Here is an 18,503-nt window from a genome sequence, read left to right as displayed (position 1 = left end):
ATCAAGCTCTCCCTTTTTCAATGTAATTTCATTCGATGTCTTGCTATGTTCTCTATTTTCTATCTCCCCGCTAACAACCTCACTATCCTCGTTTCCTAAAAAAGGACCAGTTTTAAACGAGTAAAACTGGTCCTTTTCCAAATTTAACAAAATCATTATAGCATGTTTTTATTTTAAAAAGTTATGCAAGATGTAATTTTTTTACTTTTTATTCGAATAAATAATTTTCATATCAAAATTGACATAAATTAGTCAAAAATAATTTTTAAGCGCTTTCATTTAAAAGATATCATGTTTCATTTATCCTTGCGATACAAAAAAATTGAACTGATTATGCATCAGTTCAAGGATACTTTCCATTTACCACGGTTGGCTGGTTGGACCTACTGTGAATTCATTTACGTTGACGTCTTCGGGTTGATCGATAGCATACGCAACAATGCTCGCGATACGATCAGGTGTGATGCCGTATTGTTTGTATAAGCTCGTCATTCCTCGTTCAGTTTCTTTATCCGTGATTGTTTCTAGTAATTCCGTATTGATAGCTGCTGGATAAATGGTCGCGGTGCGGATGTTGGTTCCTTCTTGGGCTGACTCCATTCGTAATACTTCCATTAGGTCACGGACTGCCCATTTAGTCGCGCCATATACTGCGCCGCCGGGATATGCTTTTAATCCTGCTACAGAAGAAGTGGCGATGATATGTCCTGATTTTTGAGCGATGAAAGAAGGCAAAACTGCGGCAATTCCATTCAGTACGCCTTTAATATTGATATCAACCATTTGCTCCCATTCGTCTTCTTTTAAAGCCGATAATGGCGAATTCGGCATGATTCCCGCATTTAAAAAGATTGCATCTACTTTTCCGTATGTTTCAATCGCTAATTCTACTAATTTCTTATTGTCTTCGCGTTTTGTCACATCCGTTTTGGCAAAAATTGCTTCGCCTGAACTCGCTTTAATGGTTTGAACAATTTTTTCCAGCTTTTCCACGCGACGAGCAGCAAGAACCACTTTCGCTCCTTTTTCAGCTAAAAGTAAGGCTGTTGCTTCACCAATTCCGGATGATGCTCCGGTTATGATAATTACTTTATTTTTGATTGTCATTTGCTATCTCTCCTTATTCCTCGATAATTTTACGAATTTGTTTGGCTGGGCTTCCCGCGACGATAACGTTTGCTGGGACATCTCTTGTGACGGTTGCATCCGCTGCAACGATGGCATTTTCGCCGATTGTTACGCCTGATAATATCGTTGCATTTGCGCCAATCCAGGCGTTTTTCTTCACACAAATTGGGGCTACCCGTAGTCCACGTCTTTTTTTCGGGCTAACTAAATGGTTGACGGTCACAAGTCTTGCTCCCGGGCCAATTAAGACATTATCTTCAATCATAATCCCACCCAAATCCACGAAAGTTACATTTAAATTGATAAAGATATTTTTCCCAAAAGTAATATGTTTCCCGAAGTCGCTATAAAAAGGAAGTGAAACATCGACTGACGGATCGACTGGTTTTCCAGTGATTTCACTGAGATATTTGGTCACTTCTTTTTTTGAGTGGTACTTGGTGTTTAGTTCGATGATAAGTTGTTCATTGTTTTGTTTTACTTCGTGAATTTCATCTAACAAATCCGACCCTTGGAGAATTTCTTGGTCGACTAGTCTTTTCTGTAAATCTTGTTCTATCATGCGCTTTCCCCCTCGAAAACCTTTTACTATTTAATTATAGCGGGAGAAGTTATAATTGAATAATACTTATAAAGCATATCCAACTATTCATTTTAGTTATAGGAAAGGGTGGTTTTAATGGAGCTTCGTGTGTTGAATTATTTTTTAACTGTTGCACGTGAAAAAACGATTAGTCGAGCTGCGGAAGTGCTTCATCTTTCTCAGCCAACGCTTTCTAAACAATTGAAAGAACTTGAGGAAGAGTTAGGCGTGACGCTGTTTATTCGCGGAAATCGTTCTATTACCTTAACAGAAGACGGGATTTACTTGGCAAATCGCGCGAAGGAGATTTTATCTTTAGTCGAATTAACAACTTCGAACTTGCTACAAAATGAAACAATTAGTGGGAAAATAACGATTGGTGCTGGGGAAACGAGAGGTTTTGAGTTTATTGGTAGTGTCATTCATCAGCTAAGAGAAATACATCCTGAGATTACGTTTCAACTACATAGTGGTAATGCCGACGATGTTTTAGAAAAAATCGAGCATGGGCTGCTGGATTTTGGGTTGGTCATTAATCCTGTTGAAATGCATGCATACGAATATTTGCAGCTTTCTTTAGAAGATAGATGGGGAATTTTAGTAAATACAGCCCATCCTTTAGCACAAAAAGAAGTTATAATTCCGGGTGATATTCAAGAAAATCCAATAATGGTTTCGAATCAATCTTTCGTGGATAATCAACTAGCAAGTTGGTTAGGAGGACATTTTGAACAATTGAATGTGATTGGTAGATATAATTTGCTTTATAATGCCTCACTTTTAGCTAAAGAAAATATTGCCAGTATTCTTTGTATCGATGGCATTATCAACACGGACAATACGAATTTGAAATTTATTCCTTTTTCGCCGCCCCTAACTGCTGGAATAAGCATTGTTTGGAAAAAGAACCCCACTTTTTCGAGCGCAGCGAAGGAATTTTTGCGGTTGATAGAAAAAGAAATTACAAAATAAGTAAAAAAAACAGCAATGAAACTAATATTAGTTTCATTGCTGGTTTTTATGGATTTATTTTTATTCTTTAAAACATCTCTTTAAATTATGTGAGCATGCTATAATAATTAAGTCGTCTACCTTCAGACGAACAATAGGAACATTGTTCTTTTGAAGGGAGGTGCATTAAATGATTCTATTTTTTTCCAGTCTTATCGCTCCGATTTTTGTAGGAATTACTTTAGCTACCTACAAATATTGGTTAGAACATCGTAGTGATAAAAAACATAAGTAGACGGCAACCGTTCTAACCACAAGAAAACCCCCGAGGTCTTTAGCCGGACTCGGGGGTTTTTGTGCATTAAATGATTCATTTTCCAACTTTATTATAACACTTATTAGGAAAAATACAACTCACGGAGACACTCACACGGAAAAATAAAAGCTTTTAACAACACTCTTCCATAAATCGCAATTTCAACGTATCGACACAAACATCTAGAATCGATTCATATTCAATAAAACATTGCCCATCAGGTGAAAAGTCATCAGACAAAAGAACGTTCATTGATAGCAACTCATCATCAAGCACGTCAATCTCCCCAATAATTAATTCATCCCAAACTGTTGTTAACTCCACTATTTTCTTATTTTCTTTCGCCCACTGAAGAAAATTATATAGGGTATCTCCTTTACTACTTAATTCCGGCATTTGAATTTGTGGTGATTTTACGTTTTTATAGGGCTCCAGATATTTGGTGCCTTTTTGAATTTTAAAAATGTTTTCATTGGCGATAATAGCAAAACCATCAAACTGACCACTTCTATGATAATTTTCTATTATAATGTACTTTTTAAAAATTGCTTTTATGTATCCCATATAAAATTCATTAGTTTCTTCCCTATCTTCATACACTTCATAGATACAATCCCGATTCAATTTCTCTAATTGTTGTCGATTCATTTCTCTATCTCCTTTTTTGAAAATGATTCTGCCAGTTAAAGCGTTTTCAATCCAAAGATACCATGTTTAATAACTCATTGCAATCCAACATAAATAAAAACTTGCTCAAAATAAATTCTTTGAGCAAGTTTTTTTCTATATTTCTAATCGTAACGTAACAGCGCCGTATGCTGGAATCCTGTTGTTGTCATTTGCGACAACTTCTTCGATGGCATTCACATACTCAAACGACATATCCGAGAGTGCCAACTTTTGTGGTGTGTTAGTTGGGTTTTCCAGGCGGATAATGTATTTATCTGCTGAGTAGTAGGACGGGTGGCACGCTGAAACTAAGTATTCTTTCGGCAAATTCAACATACCTAACGTTTGCTTCGCGCCTAATCTTCGTTCTGTTTTCTGGATTTTATTGTCTAAACGGTGTAAAAAGTGGTTGAACGGTTGACGCTGGTAGGACACGTTTGCTTGGTTGAACGCTTTTGTTCGTTCAGCGGTTTTATGTTCATCGAAAGCTTGGTCCCCGAGGTAAATGGCTAATGAAAAATCATGTTTACCAAGTAACTGCGCACCTTCTGTTTCGATGAGCACGTGACCTTTTTTCGTTGTGTCGCCTGATGCTCGGCCTGGACGGTATGCTAAATCAGGTTTTCCGAGTTGTCCGGTTGTTGCCAGTAGGGTCAGTGCTAAATGTTGATCCAATTGTTGGTATTCTTTGATGCCCCGTGTGAAAATGGTACAACTTTCTGCTTCATTTGTTAGCGTCACGCTTTGTTCTAGTGGTTCGATGTCGATTGGCATTTCGCTATATGTTTCTTGCCAATTCGCTGGTACAACTGGTTTTCTCTCGATATATCCGAATGGTAGTGACGCGATGTTGTAGTCTGTTTTAACACCTGTATTTACTTTTAAGCGTAGACGGTGATTTTTAATTTGGTTATCTACTTCAACTTTAACATCCAGCAGTTCGCTACCTTTTTTCACCTCTAAAATGAGTTTGATTTGCAGGTCGCCATGCCCTTCTTTCGTCAAACGATCAAGTGGGAAATCGCTTTTTCCTGTTAAAATTAAACGTTCGACTTCGCTTGATTTCTCCGTTTTTGCTTCGGAAAAAGTGAATAATTCCGCGATATCTCCGGCTAGTGGTGAATAATCATACGTATCTCCCGCATTCACATCATCTTCTAGTGTAATAAAAGAAGTGATGCGCTCGCCGTTTGGTTTTTCAAGAGCAATTTCACCATTTTCAAAAGTGATTTTGTAGAAATTATTCGTGATTGTCACATTAGTGGAAGCAATCATCGAATCCAGTTCACGGTCATTCTCCTCAAAAGCAATCACGCGGTAGCCAAGGCCTGGAAGCTCCACTTTGACGCGCACTTGAAGCACATAGTAGCCAGGTTCTTCAATAAACCGGTTTCCGGCTGGTGTTTCTTCTAGCACATTTTCACGCGATGGAATGAACTCTTCTTGGACAATCGTTGCGTCCGGAAACGCTGGGAAATGGATTTTTTTATGCTCGGTTACTACTTGTATTTCTTTATATCCGTCAAAATCATGTAAATCCGTGTTAAAAACGATAATTTCGTTCGCCGCAAGTGACAAATCATCGGCAATCTTCTTCACAATCGTGTTTTCAATGCTATCACACAGTTCATCAGCTTCTTTCATCCGGTGCAAAATATCTTCGGCAACTGGATCAGAAACACAGCCCGCCAAGCTATCGTGCGCTTGACCTTCTAAAAGTTTCTTCCACGTATGCATTAGTAACCGCTCGCTAATAGAAATTCCAGATGCTTTAGCAATAACAAGAAGCGGCTCAATTCGTGTTAGCAATTTTTGCTCGAGTGACGCGCTTTTCAGCTTAATATTCATTCGACTGGATCCAATAGTTTTATGCACTCGCGCAAGAACCGGACTTCTAAATTCGCCGCGATATTCTTCTAAGTCGGGCAGTTCTCTAACATATTGAATAAAATCTTGATAGGTACTAAGTTGATAATCATGGCGTCCCATCTTGTTTATTTCCACTAATTTTTCGGCAAAATTACTAATAATATTCAGCTGATCATTCCCAGATGGGATTAAAACTTCAGTTGTTTTACTGTACTTTTCAATGAAATCAATTGCCGGGTCGAGGCGCCCATCCACATATGCCGAGGTTGGTTCCAGCAGCATACCTGTGCCGTAACCTTGTGGCATATTAATCGCATAAATAGAAGCTTCCTCGCCAAGTCCTTGCCATTTAAAATACGGAGACGCAACATGTTCACCAAGATGAATCCCACGCCAGAAAATCACATTATCAAAGCCAGCATGCTCAAGTAAAGTCGGCATTTGGGCATTAAAGCCAAATGTATCTGGCAAATAACCAATTTTCATATAGTCGCCGTATTTTTTACTATCAAAAATCCCAATCATCGCATTGCGCAAAATCGACTCACCATGCGCGAAAAAGGCATCTGTTTGCGTAAACCATGGACCGATGAAAAGTTGCTCATCCGCAATCAGCTGTTTAATATCCGCTAATTTTTCCGGATACAATGCGACATAATCATCTAAAATCGACAGTTGCCCATCAAGTACAAAGTTTGCTTCTGGGTGCTTTTTTAATTCGTCAATTACTTCTGTAAAAAGTTGTTCACTTAGAACCAGTGCATCGGCCGAGGTGAAATACCACTCTCGGTCCCAATGCGTATGGTTCACAATATGTGCTTTAACCATAGTTACCTCCGTTTTTTAAGCTTCCCATTCTGCTTCGTCAATTTCGTCATCGTAGCTAGAGCCAGCCATTTCTTCGCCTGCACTTGCTTTACGTAAAGCGACTGACATACCCGCAACGATTAGTGTTCCAACAGCAATCGCTAAAATGTAAACTGGCCAATTTTCAACTGTGAACCAGCCATAAAAACCACTGATTGGCGCTTGGTTAATTGCGCCAAGACCTACAGCTAGTGCCCCGCCGACAGCAGAACCAAGAACCGTAGCCGGAATAACTTTAAGCGGAGATTCTACCGCGAAAGGAATTGCCCCTTCACTAATCCCAACAAGTCCCATGATAAGAGAAGATTTTCCAGCCTCACGCATTTCAGTGTTATATTTACGTTTTGCGATTAATGTTGCTAAACCAAGACCAAGTGGTGGGATGATGATTGCTACTTGTGCTGCTGTGTTTGGTGCATAAATTCCACTTGTCAAAAGCGCCATCGCCGTCGTTACAGCTGCTTTATTTACAGGTCCGCCTAAGTCAAAACCAACCATCGCGCCGATAATAGCCGCCATTAGAATTTGATTCGATCCAGACATACCATTTAGCCAATTTTCAAGGGCTGTATTTAAGTCAGCGAAAGGAATACCAACCACATAATTAATAATAAGAACGGTAATAAGTGTGCCAAAAACTGGTACTAAAAATACTGGTACAATCGAAGCCGCCGCTTTTGGCAGTTTCACGTATTTTTTAATCAATAGACATGTATAGCCAGCGATTAAACCAGCTGCCAGTGCCCCAAGGAAACCAGCGCCGATATCACGTGCCAGTAACCCACCAACAAGACCAGGTGCCAGTGCTAATTTGTCCGCAATGGAATACCCGATAAATGCTGCAATAACCGGGAACATCATTCCTAGCGCCAAGCCACCAAAACCATCTAAACTATGCAGTAGTGAAATTAAACTATTCGCACTGTCTGCGTATTTCGCATCCCAAATATCTGTAATTCCGAAAAACGAACCACCAACCCGCGCAATTGCCATAATTACGGCACCTGCAATAACGAGCGGAATCATATATGAAATACCTGTTAAAACGTGTTTTTTCAGTTCACTCCCAATTTTTCTGAACATGGTAGATCCTCCTTATTTTTCGTCAATTAACGCAAGTGCTGCGTTGATTACTTTTTCTGCATCTTTAATCGGTGCGCTTACTGGAACTTCCAGCACGACTTTACCGTCAAAACGTTCTTTGTTACGAACTTTTGTATCTACTGCGAAAATAACTACTTCGCCGATATTTACATCTTTTTCCGTTAATTCATTTTCAATTCCTGTCGCGCCTTGTGTTTCTACTTTGATAAGATTGCCCATTTTTTTCGCGCCTTTTTTAAGTGCTTGTGCTGCCATATATGTGTGCGCCACTCCTGTCGCACATGCGGTTACTGCGATAATTTTACGTTTCATATCTCTACTACGCCTCCATTTAAAATTCGAATAACTTCTTCTTCGTCTCTTGTATTTTTTAAATTTTCGACAATATCATCGTCCATTAGTTTCGTTGCAATTTCTGCAAGGATTTTTAAGTGACCGTCTGTTTTGTCAGAATCAGTAATCGCCAGTAAGAAAATCATGTTTACCGGTTCGTCATCAAGCGATTCCCACTCAATCATTTCTTTCGTTCTTGCAAAAACGATGGCCGATTTTGTGACACTTTCACTTTTTCCGTGTGGGATAGCAATGTTATTACCTATTCCAGTAGTTGAATGTGCTTCACGATCCAAAACTGCTCGGACATAAGTCGCTTTATCCGCTAAAATACCACGTTCATCTAGCAGTTCTGCCATTTCTTCAATTGCTGCTTCTTTGGTTGCCGCTTCTAAATCAAAAACGACTAATTCTTTAGTTAAAATATCTTTTACTTCCATTACATCCCATCCTTTAACAAATGCTCATAAATTTCTGCGGCACTTTTTAGTTGCGTCAGCTTTTCTAGCCATTTTTTATTATCAATATATTTATAAAACTGTTCGTACATTGCGTCTAAATTAATGCCATTTTTTTCTGTCAAAGCGATAAAAAAGATTTTATCCACATCGACTAAGCCCCATTTCACCGGCTGTTTAAGTGTTGCGATAGCAATGCATGATTCATTTATAAGTGCAGGTTCTGCGTGCGGAGTCGCCATTTCTTCAAAAGAAGTAAACGATAATGCTTCTCTTTTCAGCGCACTTTCCACGATGCCAGGCTTAGCAATCCCCTGCTCCACCAATTTGCCGCCAATTTCCGCAATCGCTTCTTCCATCGTTGCAACATCTAACTTCGCAAAAATGGTTTTCGGTCTAATTAAATCAACAAATGGTTGGCTACGTTTCTTTTTCTTGCGTCGCGTTCGTTCGATTTGGCTTTCAACTTGTTGTAAATCCGCTTTACTCATCATCGGACTGACAACGATGCTCGGAATATCCTCTAGTTCGAGATAAATCGTGCTAATCACTAAATCTACATCGACTTCGGTTTCCATTAACGCCTGAACAGATAATATTTTTTCAATCGTAATCATTGGAAAATATTTTTTAATTCTAGCTGCGAGTAATCTAGATGAACCAAGACCTGTACTGCATACAAGCACCACGCGAATTTGGTCGGGGAAAGAGCGACTTCTTTCTTTGTATGCTTCAAAATGTAGCGCAATATACGCCGTCTCATCTTCGTTCACTTGCACATCGTACTTTTGTTCAAATTTTGCTTTAAAGTAAAGCGCTTCTTCAAACGCTTGGGGAAAGTTTTGCTTAATTTTGCTGAGATACGGATTTTTAAAATGCATACCAAGTTTTAAGCGGTTAATGGCGGATTTCATATGCGTCGTCAGGTCTTCCAGCAAGCCTTTATCGTAATTACCTTCTGCTAAACACTCACTAACAAATTCAGCGACATCGTCTTCTTGCGGTCGGGTATTGACGAGCAGTTCATCATGTTGCTGATTATAGGCAGCTGTTAAATGTAACTGAATATAGCCAACTTCGAATGCTGGAATTTTAATAGCCAGACGTTCTTCTAACATACCAACTAAGATTTCCGTATTGTTTCGCTGTGACTCAAACGCATCTTTCATCGGATCGCTCTCAACATTTTCCACGTACTCGCCTTCGCGAATTCGCTCTACCGCAATCGCAAGGTGAATAACAATCGACTGAAATGCATAATCTGTAAAGGCAAAATCATGACGCTCACTGAATTCTTGAACAATCGCAATGATTTCTTTCAAGCCTTCTTCTGGAAAAATCCCAGTGACATCTGCTTGAATCGTGTCAAAAGCTTGGAGCACCTTTTCACCTTCTTGTTTTAAATACCAGTTGTTACCCCAAAAATTAGTAATAAATTTGGAGGTTAGGGCGCGTTTTTCGCGTTCACTAATTAGAAGTTTCATGCCCTTACTTGGTTTCTTATACAAGGTGATGCCTTCTTTTTCCAACATTTTCGTGACTTCCATCATGTTTTTCTCAATCGTGCTCCGGCTAATGTATAGTTCGTCTGCAAGTTGATGAATCGTGATATAGTCGTCAGCTTTAAGCAATTTACTAAAAATGTAGATAACCCGCTCTTCTTTAGTTGATGGAATTTGGCTGACTTGGTTATCTAGGAATCGGCTAACTTCGGCAAAAGCCTTGTTATCACCTTCAATATACACACCGATTTTTGGTTTACGGACAACAGTCATATCAAAATCCTTTAGAAAAACATCGATTTCCTTCAGTGAGTTTGATACTGTTTTTTCTGAAAGTCCGAGATGATTCGCGATAGTTCCAACACGTGTTTGACCTGTCTTCATTAGAAACTGAATGATATTTTTTTCGCGATTTGCAATCATTTTCGTTACCGCTTTCATTTTTAATTTTCCTTTCCCTACGCTTATTCTATTACAAAGACTCATCCCCAGAAAACTACGAAAATTACCGCATTGAATACCGTAATTTTGGGATATTGCTGTTCATTTTGGAGAATGGTAGATTTAAATAGCACCACTAACCTAGAAAGGAAGCTTATTTATGTCTATTTATCTTATTGCGTTACTCCCTGTTCTTGGGTGGGGATTTATGCCGATAATTGCGAACTTACGAAAAAGCACCCCCGAGGAACAACTACTGGGGACTTCGATTAGCGCGCTATTATTTGCTTTCATTTTGTTCTGGATTTTATCACCAGAAATAACGGTTCTTTCTTTTATTGTGAGTTTTGTTTCGGGTATTTTTTGGAGTTTTGGTCAATTACTGCAGTTTAAAGGGATTGCGGCTTCTAGTGTAGCGAAGGCAATGCCGATTTCAAACGGAACTCAGCTAGTTGGCGCAACGCTTTTTGCTGTTCTCGTGTTTCGGGAATGGCAAACGGTTACGGCTGTCATCATCGGAGTTGTTGCAGTAATTTTAATCTTGATTGGGGTGGTAATGACCGGGTTTCAAAAACGCGGGAATCATATCACGGAGTCGGTTTCATTTCATGTCTACGGTATCGTTATTCTATCTTCTTTCTTTTTAACGCTTTACGTAGTGACAAACCAGCTTTTTGATGTCACTGGCTTTTCTATCATTTTACCACAAGCCATCGGTATGCTGACATGCGCCATTGGTATTAACTTAGCGAAAAAGACTGCTATTTCCCGAAAAAATGTTACATTCAACTTAATGACCGGATTATCGTGGTCAATCGCCAATTTAGGCATGTTCTTAGCGACTGCTGTACTCGGTGTCGCAACGAGCTTCTCGATATCACAAGCTTGCGTTATCGTCGCAACAATCGGTGGCATCCTCATTTTTAAACAGAAAAAAAGCCCGCTGGAATGGACTTTTATTCTTTCTGGTATACTGTTAATCATGGTGGGTGTCGTATTCCTTAGTTTATTAAAATAGAACAGACCAAAGACTGTAGAGCAATCATTTTGTCTACAGTCTTTTTTTTATTGCGTATTTTCAACAGATAGTTAATACTTTATAAGATGACTATCGTTATTTTGAGATAGATAATGTGATATAAATAAAATTTTTCCAAACCCAAATGATACTTGCTTCGTCTAATATTGCAGAAGAAGGTGAAACTTAAATGACTGAACTTGAAGAAATAGGAATTCATATTAATAGCATAGAAAATACCGAACAAATAATCAGCCAATTAATGGATAACTACAGCGATGATGTACTACATCTAGTTTTTTCTTATGTAAAGAATCGAACGACAGCGGAAGATTTAACGCAAGAGATATTTATTAAATGCTACGAAAAGCTAGATCAGTTTAATAATAAGTCATCCATAAAAACGTGGCTATATCGAATTGCTATTAATCACTGCAAAGATTACTTGGGTAGTTGGCATTACCGCAAACTAAATTTCAGCGAAAAAATTTGGGATTATCTCCCATCCAAGACAAAACACGTTGAAGAAGAAATTATCGCAAAAGATGTAGCAAACAGCTTAATGAGCGCTGTTATGGATTTGCCCGTAAAGTACAGGGAAGTTGTTTTCTTACATTACTACGAAGAACTCTCTTTAGCGAATATCAGCAAAATTACTGGTGTAAACAGCAATACATTGAAAACCAGGTTAAAACACGCCAGAGAATTATTAAAAACCAAGATGAAAAAGGAGGTTTAATCATGGACGATCCATTCTCTAATTTAAAGGATTCTATAAAAAAAGATTTTGAGGGTTTTTCTTTTTCCGAGGAGCGAAAAAATGCAGTAAAAGAAACAATCCGGAAGAAGCAATCACACTTAGAACTTCAATACTGGAAAGAAGAAACGCTTAGAAACATTTTAGATTCACTGCACGATGAAGCAAAGCATGGCTATGAAATTTCCACCCAACTATTTCAAAAAAATGAACTTAGCTTCAAAAACAATGAAGGTCAGCTTTATATCCTGTTACATCTACTTGAAAACAAGAAAATCCTCTCATCAAAATGGATAGAAGATAAGAAATATTATTCCCTAACTGCAAAAGGGAAAAAATTTGTAGCAACTTTTGAACGAAGAGGCTCTAAGCAACACGGATCACTGAAAAATTTAATAGAGGAGGCTTCTTTATGAGTTCTGCTATATTTGAGGAATATTTAGGTAAAGTAATAGCTAAAGTAAAATCCAAACAAGCCCACAGTATGATTAAAAAAGAGCTTAATAATCACCTAGAAGAGCTAAGTGACTCCTTTCAAAAGAGAGGATTATCCTTAGAAGATGCGGATAAAAAGGCAATGCAGGAAATGGGAGATCCCTCGGCTGTTGGCAAAAACATGAATCAGCTTCATAAACCAAGAATGGATTGGCTCCTTATTGCGTTATTTATCCTACTTGCCGGTATTGGTTTTCTTCCACTGATGAGTGATGTAGTATCACCTAATTCTTTCTTTATAAAAAAACAAATCGTCTGGCTCGCCCTTGCGATTCTTGCTCTGATTGGATTTCTTTTCTTTGATTATAGAAAACTAAAAAATTTATGGATGTATTTTTACGCGGCTGCCTTAATCCTATTTTTCATATCTTTTTTTGTCGGTACTAGGCTTATTGGCGGAGGAATATGGCTTTCTTTCGGGGGTATTATGATTAATGGTCCAGCTATATCCTTATATTTATTCTTGATAGCGTGGGCTGGTAATTTCACCAAAGTTACTGACTTTAAAGGTTGGAAAAAACTAGTAGGTCTACTAATCCTATTTTGGCTCCCAGTTATTTTCTACATTATGCTCAGCCAATTTGTATTTAGTATTATATACTTTTTATGTGTATTAGTGATGTCTATTTTTTATTATCGTCGTAACCAATTTGCCATTAAAGTAGCGCTTGGTAATTTGCTTGTAGGTATTATTTTCATTAGTACGATGATTCTTAAATTCTCTAGTAGCTATCTCTCGGATAATCTCATATCTGTGAAAGCTATCCTTTCGCAGGCTGGTTGGTTCGGCAAGGGACTTCACAACAATCTGACAATCCCTGAAGCACATACAGATTTTGTCTTTCCATTCCTTGTCTACTCTTTTGGCTGGGTATTCGGAATTTTCCTTTGTCTATTACTGCTTGTATTTATATTGCGGATTTCATTAAACGCTTTTAAAACAAAAGATTTATTCGGCAGATTATTAACAATCGGAGGGGCTGTATTATTTACTGTTCCAGCTTTTTGGAATATTCTTATGGGGCTTGGAATAGTTCCAATCATGGTAGTACCCCTGCCGTTTATCAGTTATGGGGGAAGCATGTTACTAGTTTACGCTGCACTACTCGGTCTTATCCTAAATGTTTACCGGCGAAAAGATATTGTAGAACCCACAATATAAAATTAATTTAGTGTATACTGGTGTAAAAACTCTATGCATAGATACACATGCACGGTTTAACCTTCAAAAAACCAAAGACCTCCTCATGGTCTTTGGCTTTTTTTCATATACTCTTCAATAACTTGTAATACGCCCGCTTCCTTATTAGAAGGAGCCACATGTTTCGCAGTAGCAAGAACTTCCGGACTGCTTTCATGCATGGCGTAACTATTTGGAGTTAATCGCAACATTTCGATATCATTATTCGCATCACCAAAAGCGAGTAAATCATCTGGCGCCACTTGCCATTCATTCAATAGTTGCTGAATCGCGTTCCCTTTCGTCACACCCGGAATAATAATATCAATGCTCCCATGCCCACTCGACACAGCGCGAATTTCGCCAGCAAACGTTTGGTTCAAATCCTCGACAATTTGCCCAGTCTTAGCCACTTCCACATCAAGCGCAAATTTGATAAAAGTATCATCCGGAAGCACATTGAACGAATCCACCTCTTGCAACTCAAAATAATACTTTTTCGCAAATGCTTTAAAATCCGGATCCGCCGCTTTTAATAAATACGCACTCTTCACCCCACAAAGAATCACTTGCAAATCCTGATACTCTTGAATCAACGTCCGCAAAATCTTTTGCACTAATCTTTCATCAAAACGATTCACACTCCGAAGTTCTCCTTGATGAAAAATAACCGCACCATTTTCAGCGACATAAAAAAGCTCCTCATCCTTCCCAGGAAAAAATGATTTAAGCTGATAATATTGATTCCCGCTCGCAACTATAAATTTAACGTCACGCTTCACTAATTCTTCATAAATCCGCTCAAATCTAGCACGATCATATTCACCATTTCCATCTAAAAAAGTCCCATCCATATCTACAGAAATCGCTCTAATCATCAAACTAACCTCCCCTAATATAATTATTTTTATTATAGCAAAATTTGACTTCATTCTCTTATTTTGTTATTGTGGCATTAACAACTAGAAAGGAGCATACTTATGAGAAGCCTGGATGCAGTAGAAATACTCAGACGTGGCGAAACCATTGAGCGTTATAAAGAAGGCGGAAATTCGATGTTACCTTTGATTAAATCGATGCAACCTGTTCGTTTAGAACCGATTGGCACGAGAGAACTCAAAGTCAACGATATCGTATTTTGCAAAGTTCGCGGTAGTTTTTTTACACATAAAATCAGTAAAATCCGCGGTAAGCAATATCAAATTTCTAATAATCACAAACACGTGAATGGTTGGATTACACGTAATAGTATTTATGGCATTGTCACCAAAATTTGGTAAATGCTAGGTAACATGCAACGAACGAGTTGGATGTTTTTTATTTTGCTTAAAATCATACTTTTTTTCGGATAATTTCCAGCGCAATCATATATGCAAAACAGCAGATAAGAAAAATGATTGTCAAACTCGAAATGGAGATTTGTTCAATCCCATATAAATTAAGAACAATCAACACAATTGGTATCGTCAAAGCTAAAACGATAAGCGCATAATAAGAAAACGTTTTGCGATTGTTGACATATCTTTCATCTTTTTCTAGTTTATCTTTCTCATATTCTCGCTTTGATTTATTTTCAAATAAGAACATAGAAGTTAGTGTCCCAATTAAAGCCGCAATAATCATAACAATTGGCGTAACGATATCCCCAAATATTTCTTCCCCTTTAATAATTCCTAGAAGTGGAAACATATATATAATTGTTGCAACTACCGTAATACCTCGATTAATAATGTATCGTTTCATACTAATTCTCCTCCAGTTGAAAAATCTCTTCTATTGTTAGGTGAAAGTAGCGCGCCATTTTCAAACTCAGTTCTAAACTAGGGTTATACTTACCTTTTTCAATGGCATGAATCGTTTGCCTTGATACTTCTAATGCTAGAGCTAATTCATTTTGGCCGATTTTTCTTTCTTCCCGCAACTGTTTCACCTTGTTACTAACTTTCACTTAACCACCACCAAATAAAGACGTATTTATATGTAGTATAGAATAAACTCGGCTAAACGTAAAGGAAACTTTACATGTACAACAAAAAAGTAGCTAAAATGATTAGCTCATTTTAGCTACTGATTTTTATTTCACCATTCTTGACTCTGTTTTGTCGAAATATTGCTTCCCAATTTGCAATTTCTCGCCATAAAGTTCGTCAATAGTCACAAACTCGTATCCTTGACTTTTCAGTTGTTTCAACGTTTCGTCTAAGCTTGCAGCAGTTGTTTTGTGGATATCATGCATCAATACTATCGCGCCATCCGTTGCACCTGCAAGGACTTTTTGCGTTACTACCCCAGCATTTTTATTTCTCCAATCTTCTGTATCAACAGACCACTGAATAATTGGAAGTCCAATTTCTTCAGCAACCTCTTTGTTTACTGCCCCATAAGGAGGACGCATTGTAGTTGGGAAATAACCCGTTTGATCAAATACAACTTTTTGTGTTTGTAGAATCTGGTTGTAAACTTCTTGCTTAGATAGTTTAGTTAATTGTGGATGATCCCATGAGTGACTACCAACTTGGTGTCCTTCATCTAATTCACGTTTTACTAAACCAGGATTTTGAACAACACTAGAGCCGAGTACGAAGAATGTCGCTTTTACATCATAGCGTTTCAACGTATCAAGTACTCCTGGTGTTACGGAAGCACTTGGTCCATCATCAAAAGTAAGTGCAATACGCTTGTTGGTTTTTGCTTTTGGTACTTCTGGAACTTTTACGCTGCTTGGTAAGTAACGTTTATTCACAGAGCTAGCAATATTAGCAAGTTGTACTTTTACTTTTTTAGGTTCAGAGCTTCCAGGTATTTCTACTGGTACGATTAATTCAGAGTTAGTAAGTTCGAAATCTGTTTGATCCCATTTCACTAAACTCTTAATGTTGCCAAGATTCCCAACATCTTTTACAGCATAATCTCCAGTTTTAATTAGTTCTTGCTCTACAGCTGATTTTAAGTTCAGCTTTGTTTCATCGTTCTTTATTAATACTTCCCCAAGTGTTAATAAAGCCCCTGTTTCTGCATCAGTAACAATGTTTTGGCAAATATCTTTTTTATCTTTAAGTACGAATTTAGTTTTACCTTCTTTTACGTACTCAGATTGAACTGCTTTGTAAGATACTACCTGTTCGGCCATTTTTTCTTTTTGATAAGTGTAAAAAATAATCCCTTGCTTATCTTTGTCTCTATTAAGCTTCTTCACTTCTTCGGCTTTGGCCTTTTCAATCTCTTTCTGGATAATTTCGTTGTCTTCCTTCGTAGCTGTTTTAGGAATATAAGAAATAATTTCTACTCCATCCTCTTTCTTATCCAAGCGGCGAAAATTATCTCCATCTTGGTCTTTCATTAGTCTATCCATCTGCATTATTACTTTGTTGCGCGACTTTGAAAATTGGTATTTTTGGAATCCTATTACACCAACAAAAACCACGGCAATAATGAGAATCGTAACTAGTGAAATTCTAATCCACCTAATTTTCACATTATGCACCTCACCTTTGAAAAACCTTCCCCAGTTTTTCGTATACAACAATTATACATGAAAAAAAGCAAGATTCTACCATTTGTACTAAAATAGGAAAAAAGAACCAACAAACTCGTAACAAATGTTACAAAAAAGACACGGATAAAGTGGGAGCTTTTACCGTGTCCAATTTATAGTTACAGGATTACCCCTGAAAACTAACATATTGTGAAGTATTTCACTATTAATTTTACCGTAAAAAAACGCATTCCGCAAATATTTAATGTCGTTTTTTATACAGTATATTATTTCACCCTAAAGCAACATCTAAAACCATCATTACAGCAAATCCTGCCATTGTTGCGGCAGTCGCTAAATCGGCCGAACCTTCTACTTGAGATTCCGGAATTAACTCCTCTACAATAACGAAAATCATTGCTCCCGCTGCAAAAGCAAGCGCAAACGGTAAAATAGGCGTTACAAACACAACTAACACTGCTCCAATGACAGCAAAAATCGGTTCAACTACCGCCGAAAGTTGACCATACCAGAAACTCTTCCCTCTTGATAACCCTTCTCCTCGCAGTGGAATGGATACTGCTGCTCCCTCTGGAAAGTTTTGAATCCCAATACCAAGCGCTAAAACGATTGCTGTAATAAGCGTCTCTGTATCTCCAGTTATCACTGCGCCAAAAGCTACCCCGACAGCAGCGCCTTCTGGAATATTATGGATAGTAATAGAAAGAACGAGTAAGATACTTTTTCGAAGGGACGTTTTTGGACCTTCCTTTGCTTGCTCTGGGAAACCAAAATGCAAATGCGGAATAATACGATCAATTACACGTAAAAATATTCCCCCAAGCAAAAAACCAATAAGCGCTGGAACAAAAGAAAACTTCCCTAAATCTTTACTCATTTCGATTGCAGGGGCAAGAAGCGACCAGAAGCTTGCTGCGAGCATAACGCCTGCAGCAAATCCTAGCATAACATTGCCCCATTTTTTATTTAGATTTTTAAAGAAAAATACGAGTGAAGCTCCTGCTGCTGTACATGCCCATGTAAAAATCCCGGCAAGAAGTGCTAACAATACCGGATTTAGTGATGATAAGTAATTTAACAATTCACGTTCTCCCTTTTCCTATGCTTTATTTGCCTGACCAGCCTTGTTTAAAGCCTTGAGCAAATGCACGAGTCTTATTTACACCTGTTTTCGCAGCCCAAATGGAGCCATAAACAGAAATCTTCGCTGCTTTTCCAGCAACATTTCCAGTTTTCCGCACTACTTTTTCAGCTTTTGCTCCGAATTCTGCACCAATTTCTTCTATCGGTTTTGTCATTTCTAGCACCTCCAAAGCACTTGTCTTTCCTTCATCAT

At 38.1% G+C, this 18,503-nt stretch carries 21 protein-coding genes; 7 read left to right on the top strand and 14 right to left on the bottom strand.

Annotation, left to right across the window (positions count from 1 at the left end):
• Nucleotides 1-360: 360 nt before the first annotated feature.
• Together AB2Q86_RS02335 and AB2Q86_RS02330 are read right to left on the bottom strand one after the other, a co-directional pair.
• Nucleotides 361-1,107, bottom strand: a complete 747-nt coding sequence (locus tag AB2Q86_RS02335; RefSeq protein WP_012581949.1) for an SDR family oxidoreductase — start codon at nucleotides 1,105-1,107, stop codon at nucleotides 361-363.
• Nucleotides 1,108-1,120: 13 nt separating this feature from the next.
• Complete coding sequence (locus tag AB2Q86_RS02330) at nucleotides 1,121-1,690, bottom strand: DapH/DapD/GlmU-related protein (protein ID WP_012581950.1); 570 nt, start codon at nucleotides 1,688-1,690, stop codon at nucleotides 1,121-1,123.
• A 117-nt stretch (nucleotides 1,691-1,807) separates the two neighbouring features.
• Between AB2Q86_RS02330 and AB2Q86_RS02325 the strand changes: the two genes are divergently transcribed.
• Together AB2Q86_RS02325 and AB2Q86_RS02320 are read left to right on the top strand one after the other, a co-directional pair.
• Complete coding sequence (locus AB2Q86_RS02325) at nucleotides 1,808-2,683, top strand: LysR family transcriptional regulator (RefSeq protein ID WP_012581951.1); 876 nt, start codon at nucleotides 1,808-1,810, stop codon at nucleotides 2,681-2,683.
• 169 nt (nucleotides 2,684-2,852) lie between these two features.
• Nucleotides 2,853-2,957, top strand: a complete 105-nt coding sequence (locus AB2Q86_RS02320) for a type I toxin-antitoxin system Fst family toxin (protein WP_109909189.1) — start codon at nucleotides 2,853-2,855, stop codon at nucleotides 2,955-2,957.
• 153 nt (nucleotides 2,958-3,110) lie between these two features.
• On the opposite strand, the gene AB2Q86_RS02315 is transcribed toward AB2Q86_RS02320, so the two are convergent.
• The 6 genes from AB2Q86_RS02315 to AB2Q86_RS02290 all read right to left on the bottom strand — a co-directional run bounded on the left by AB2Q86_RS02315 (nucleotide 3,111) and on the right by AB2Q86_RS02290 (nucleotide 10,221).
• Nucleotides 3,111-3,626, bottom strand: a complete 516-nt coding sequence (locus AB2Q86_RS02315) for a hypothetical protein (protein ID WP_012581952.1) — start codon at nucleotides 3,624-3,626, stop codon at nucleotides 3,111-3,113.
• A 135-nt stretch (nucleotides 3,627-3,761) separates the two neighbouring features.
• Nucleotides 3,762-6,344, bottom strand: coding sequence for an alpha-mannosidase (locus tag AB2Q86_RS02310; RefSeq protein WP_012581953.1), 2,583 nt, complete (start codon nucleotides 6,342-6,344; stop codon nucleotides 3,762-3,764).
• Nucleotides 6,345-6,359: 15 nt separating this feature from the next.
• Nucleotides 6,360-7,466 carry a PTS fructose transporter subunit IIC gene (locus AB2Q86_RS02305; RefSeq protein ID WP_003725154.1) on the bottom strand — a complete coding sequence of 369 codons (1,107 nt, stop codon included), beginning with the start codon at nucleotides 7,464-7,466 and terminating at the stop codon, nucleotides 6,360-6,362.
• Between the two features lie 12 nt (nucleotides 7,467-7,478).
• Nucleotides 7,479-7,799: a PTS fructose transporter subunit IIB gene (locus tag AB2Q86_RS02300; RefSeq protein ID WP_003722977.1), complete on the bottom strand. Its 321-nt coding sequence runs from the start codon at nucleotides 7,797-7,799 to the stop codon at nucleotides 7,479-7,481.
• Complete coding sequence (locus tag AB2Q86_RS02295) at nucleotides 7,796-8,260, bottom strand: PTS sugar transporter subunit IIA (protein WP_012581954.1); 465 nt, start codon at nucleotides 8,258-8,260, stop codon at nucleotides 7,796-7,798. Before AB2Q86_RS02295 ends, AB2Q86_RS02300 begins: the two co-directional genes overlap by 4 nt.
• Nucleotides 8,260-10,221, bottom strand: a complete 1,962-nt coding sequence (locus AB2Q86_RS02290) for a BglG family transcription antiterminator (RefSeq protein WP_003729023.1) — start codon at nucleotides 10,219-10,221, stop codon at nucleotides 8,260-8,262. Before AB2Q86_RS02290 ends, AB2Q86_RS02295 begins: the two co-directional genes overlap by 1 nt.
• 160 nt (nucleotides 10,222-10,381) lie before the next feature.
• Between AB2Q86_RS02290 and AB2Q86_RS02285 the strand changes: the two genes are divergently transcribed.
• The 4 genes from AB2Q86_RS02285 (at nucleotide 10,382) to AB2Q86_RS02270 (ending at nucleotide 13,653) form a co-directional block, all read left to right on the top strand.
• Nucleotides 10,382-11,239, top strand: coding sequence for a GRP family sugar transporter (locus AB2Q86_RS02285; RefSeq protein WP_003725150.1), 858 nt, complete (start codon nucleotides 10,382-10,384; stop codon nucleotides 11,237-11,239).
• Nucleotides 11,240-11,429: 190 nt separating this feature from the next.
• Nucleotides 11,430-11,978 (top strand): sigma-70 family RNA polymerase sigma factor, encoded by a 549-nt coding sequence (locus AB2Q86_RS02280; RefSeq protein WP_012581956.1) that lies wholly within the window; start codon nucleotides 11,430-11,432, stop codon nucleotides 11,976-11,978.
• Between the two features lie 2 nt (nucleotides 11,979-11,980).
• Nucleotides 11,981-12,412: a PadR family transcriptional regulator gene (locus AB2Q86_RS02275; RefSeq protein ID WP_012581957.1), complete on the top strand. Its 432-nt coding sequence runs from the start codon at nucleotides 11,981-11,983 to the stop codon at nucleotides 12,410-12,412.
• Nucleotides 12,409-13,653 (top strand): FtsW/RodA/SpoVE family cell cycle protein, encoded by a 1,245-nt coding sequence (locus tag AB2Q86_RS02270; protein ID WP_012581958.1) that lies wholly within the window; start codon nucleotides 12,409-12,411, stop codon nucleotides 13,651-13,653. The genes AB2Q86_RS02275 and AB2Q86_RS02270 overlap by 4 nt, the downstream gene beginning before the upstream one ends.
• 83 nt (nucleotides 13,654-13,736) lie before the next feature.
• Here the strand turns inward: AB2Q86_RS02270 and AB2Q86_RS02265 are convergent, their stop codons facing one another.
• Nucleotides 13,737-14,549: a Cof-type HAD-IIB family hydrolase gene (locus AB2Q86_RS02265; RefSeq protein WP_012581959.1), complete on the bottom strand. Its 813-nt coding sequence runs from the start codon at nucleotides 14,547-14,549 to the stop codon at nucleotides 13,737-13,739.
• Between the two features lie 102 nt (nucleotides 14,550-14,651).
• On the opposite strand from AB2Q86_RS02265, the gene AB2Q86_RS02260 reads away from it, so the two are divergent.
• On the top strand, nucleotides 14,652-14,951 hold the full coding sequence (locus AB2Q86_RS02260; protein ID WP_003729029.1) for a hypothetical protein: 300 nt from the start codon (nucleotides 14,652-14,654) through the stop codon (nucleotides 14,949-14,951).
• Nucleotides 14,952-15,003: 52 nt separating this feature from the next.
• Here AB2Q86_RS02260 and AB2Q86_RS02255 read toward each other — a convergent pair whose 3' ends face one another.
• From AB2Q86_RS02255 to AB2Q86_RS02235, 5 genes are all read right to left on the bottom strand, one after another.
• The gene (locus AB2Q86_RS02255) at nucleotides 15,004-15,414 is read right to left on the bottom strand and encodes a hypothetical protein (protein ID WP_003729031.1); all 411 of its coding nucleotides are present in this window, start codon (nucleotides 15,412-15,414) and stop codon (nucleotides 15,004-15,006) included.
• A gap of 1 nt (nucleotide 15,415) precedes the next feature.
• Nucleotides 15,416-15,619, bottom strand: a complete 204-nt coding sequence (locus AB2Q86_RS02250; RefSeq protein ID WP_003729032.1) for a helix-turn-helix transcriptional regulator — start codon at nucleotides 15,617-15,619, stop codon at nucleotides 15,416-15,418.
• A gap of 126 nt (nucleotides 15,620-15,745) precedes the next feature.
• Entirely contained in the window at nucleotides 15,746-17,146 is a 1,401-nt protein-coding gene (locus AB2Q86_RS02245; protein ID WP_012581960.1) for a polysaccharide deacetylase family protein, read from the bottom strand.
• Between the two features lie 292 nt (nucleotides 17,147-17,438).
• Complete coding sequence (locus tag AB2Q86_RS02240; RefSeq protein ID WP_012581961.1) at nucleotides 17,439-18,248, bottom strand: ZIP family metal transporter; 810 nt, start codon at nucleotides 18,246-18,248, stop codon at nucleotides 17,439-17,441.
• 25 nt (nucleotides 18,249-18,273) lie between these two features.
• On the bottom strand, nucleotides 18,274-18,465 hold the full coding sequence (locus AB2Q86_RS02235; protein WP_012581962.1) for a hypothetical protein: 192 nt from the start codon (nucleotides 18,463-18,465) through the stop codon (nucleotides 18,274-18,276).
• Nucleotides 18,466-18,503 lie beyond the last annotated feature (38 nt).

This window comes from Listeria monocytogenes (assembly GCF_041765605.1).
Taxonomy (GTDB): Bacteria; Bacillota; Bacilli; order Lactobacillales; family Listeriaceae; genus Listeria; species Listeria monocytogenes_D.
This window is presented reverse-complemented; position numbering and strand designations above follow the sequence as displayed.

What these genes read in the sequence shown, in the direction of transcription:
- AB2Q86_RS02335 (WP_012581949.1), bottom strand. Translation starts at nt 1,107, where the DNA reads ATGACAATCAAAAATAAAGTAATTATCATAACCGGAGCATCATCCGGA.
- AB2Q86_RS02330 (WP_012581950.1), bottom strand. Translation starts at nt 1,690, where the DNA reads ATGATAGAACAAGATTTACAGAAAAGACTAGTCGACCAAGAAATTCTC.
- AB2Q86_RS02325 (WP_012581951.1), top strand. Translation starts at nt 1,808, where the DNA reads ATGGAGCTTCGTGTGTTGAATTATTTTTTAACTGTTGCACGTGAAAAA.
- AB2Q86_RS02320 (WP_109909189.1), top strand. Translation starts at nt 2,853, where the DNA reads ATGATTCTATTTTTTTCCAGTCTTATCGCTCCGATTTTTGTAGGAATT.
- AB2Q86_RS02315 (WP_012581952.1), bottom strand. Translation starts at nt 3,626, where the DNA reads ATGAATCGACAACAATTAGAGAAATTGAATCGGGATTGTATCTATGAA.
- AB2Q86_RS02310 (WP_012581953.1), bottom strand. Translation starts at nt 6,344, where the DNA reads ATGGTTAAAGCACATATTGTGAACCATACGCATTGGGACCGAGAGTGG.
- AB2Q86_RS02305 (WP_003725154.1), bottom strand. Translation starts at nt 7,466, where the DNA reads ATGTTCAGAAAAATTGGGAGTGAACTGAAAAAACACGTTTTAACAGGT.
- AB2Q86_RS02300 (WP_003722977.1), bottom strand. Translation starts at nt 7,799, where the DNA reads ATGAAACGTAAAATTATCGCAGTAACCGCATGTGCGACAGGAGTGGCG.
- AB2Q86_RS02295 (WP_012581954.1), bottom strand. Translation starts at nt 8,260, where the DNA reads ATGGAAGTAAAAGATATTTTAACTAAAGAATTAGTCGTTTTTGATTTA.
- AB2Q86_RS02290 (WP_003729023.1), bottom strand. Translation starts at nt 10,221, where the DNA reads ATGAAAGCGGTAACGAAAATGATTGCAAATCGCGAAAAAAATATCATT.
- AB2Q86_RS02285 (WP_003725150.1), top strand. Translation starts at nt 10,382, where the DNA reads ATGTCTATTTATCTTATTGCGTTACTCCCTGTTCTTGGGTGGGGATTT.
- AB2Q86_RS02280 (WP_012581956.1), top strand. Translation starts at nt 11,430, where the DNA reads ATGACTGAACTTGAAGAAATAGGAATTCATATTAATAGCATAGAAAAT.
- AB2Q86_RS02275 (WP_012581957.1), top strand. Translation starts at nt 11,981, where the DNA reads ATGGACGATCCATTCTCTAATTTAAAGGATTCTATAAAAAAAGATTTT.
- AB2Q86_RS02270 (WP_012581958.1), top strand. Translation starts at nt 12,409, where the DNA reads ATGAGTTCTGCTATATTTGAGGAATATTTAGGTAAAGTAATAGCTAAA.
- AB2Q86_RS02265 (WP_012581959.1), bottom strand. Translation starts at nt 14,549, where the DNA reads ATGATTAGAGCGATTTCTGTAGATATGGATGGGACTTTTTTAGATGGA.
- AB2Q86_RS02260 (WP_003729029.1), top strand. Translation starts at nt 14,652, where the DNA reads ATGAGAAGCCTGGATGCAGTAGAAATACTCAGACGTGGCGAAACCATT.
- AB2Q86_RS02255 (WP_003729031.1), bottom strand. Translation starts at nt 15,414, where the DNA reads ATGAAACGATACATTATTAATCGAGGTATTACGGTAGTTGCAACAATT.
- AB2Q86_RS02235 (WP_012581962.1), bottom strand. Translation starts at nt 18,465, where the DNA reads ATGACAAAACCGATAGAAGAAATTGGTGCAGAATTCGGAGCAAAAGCT.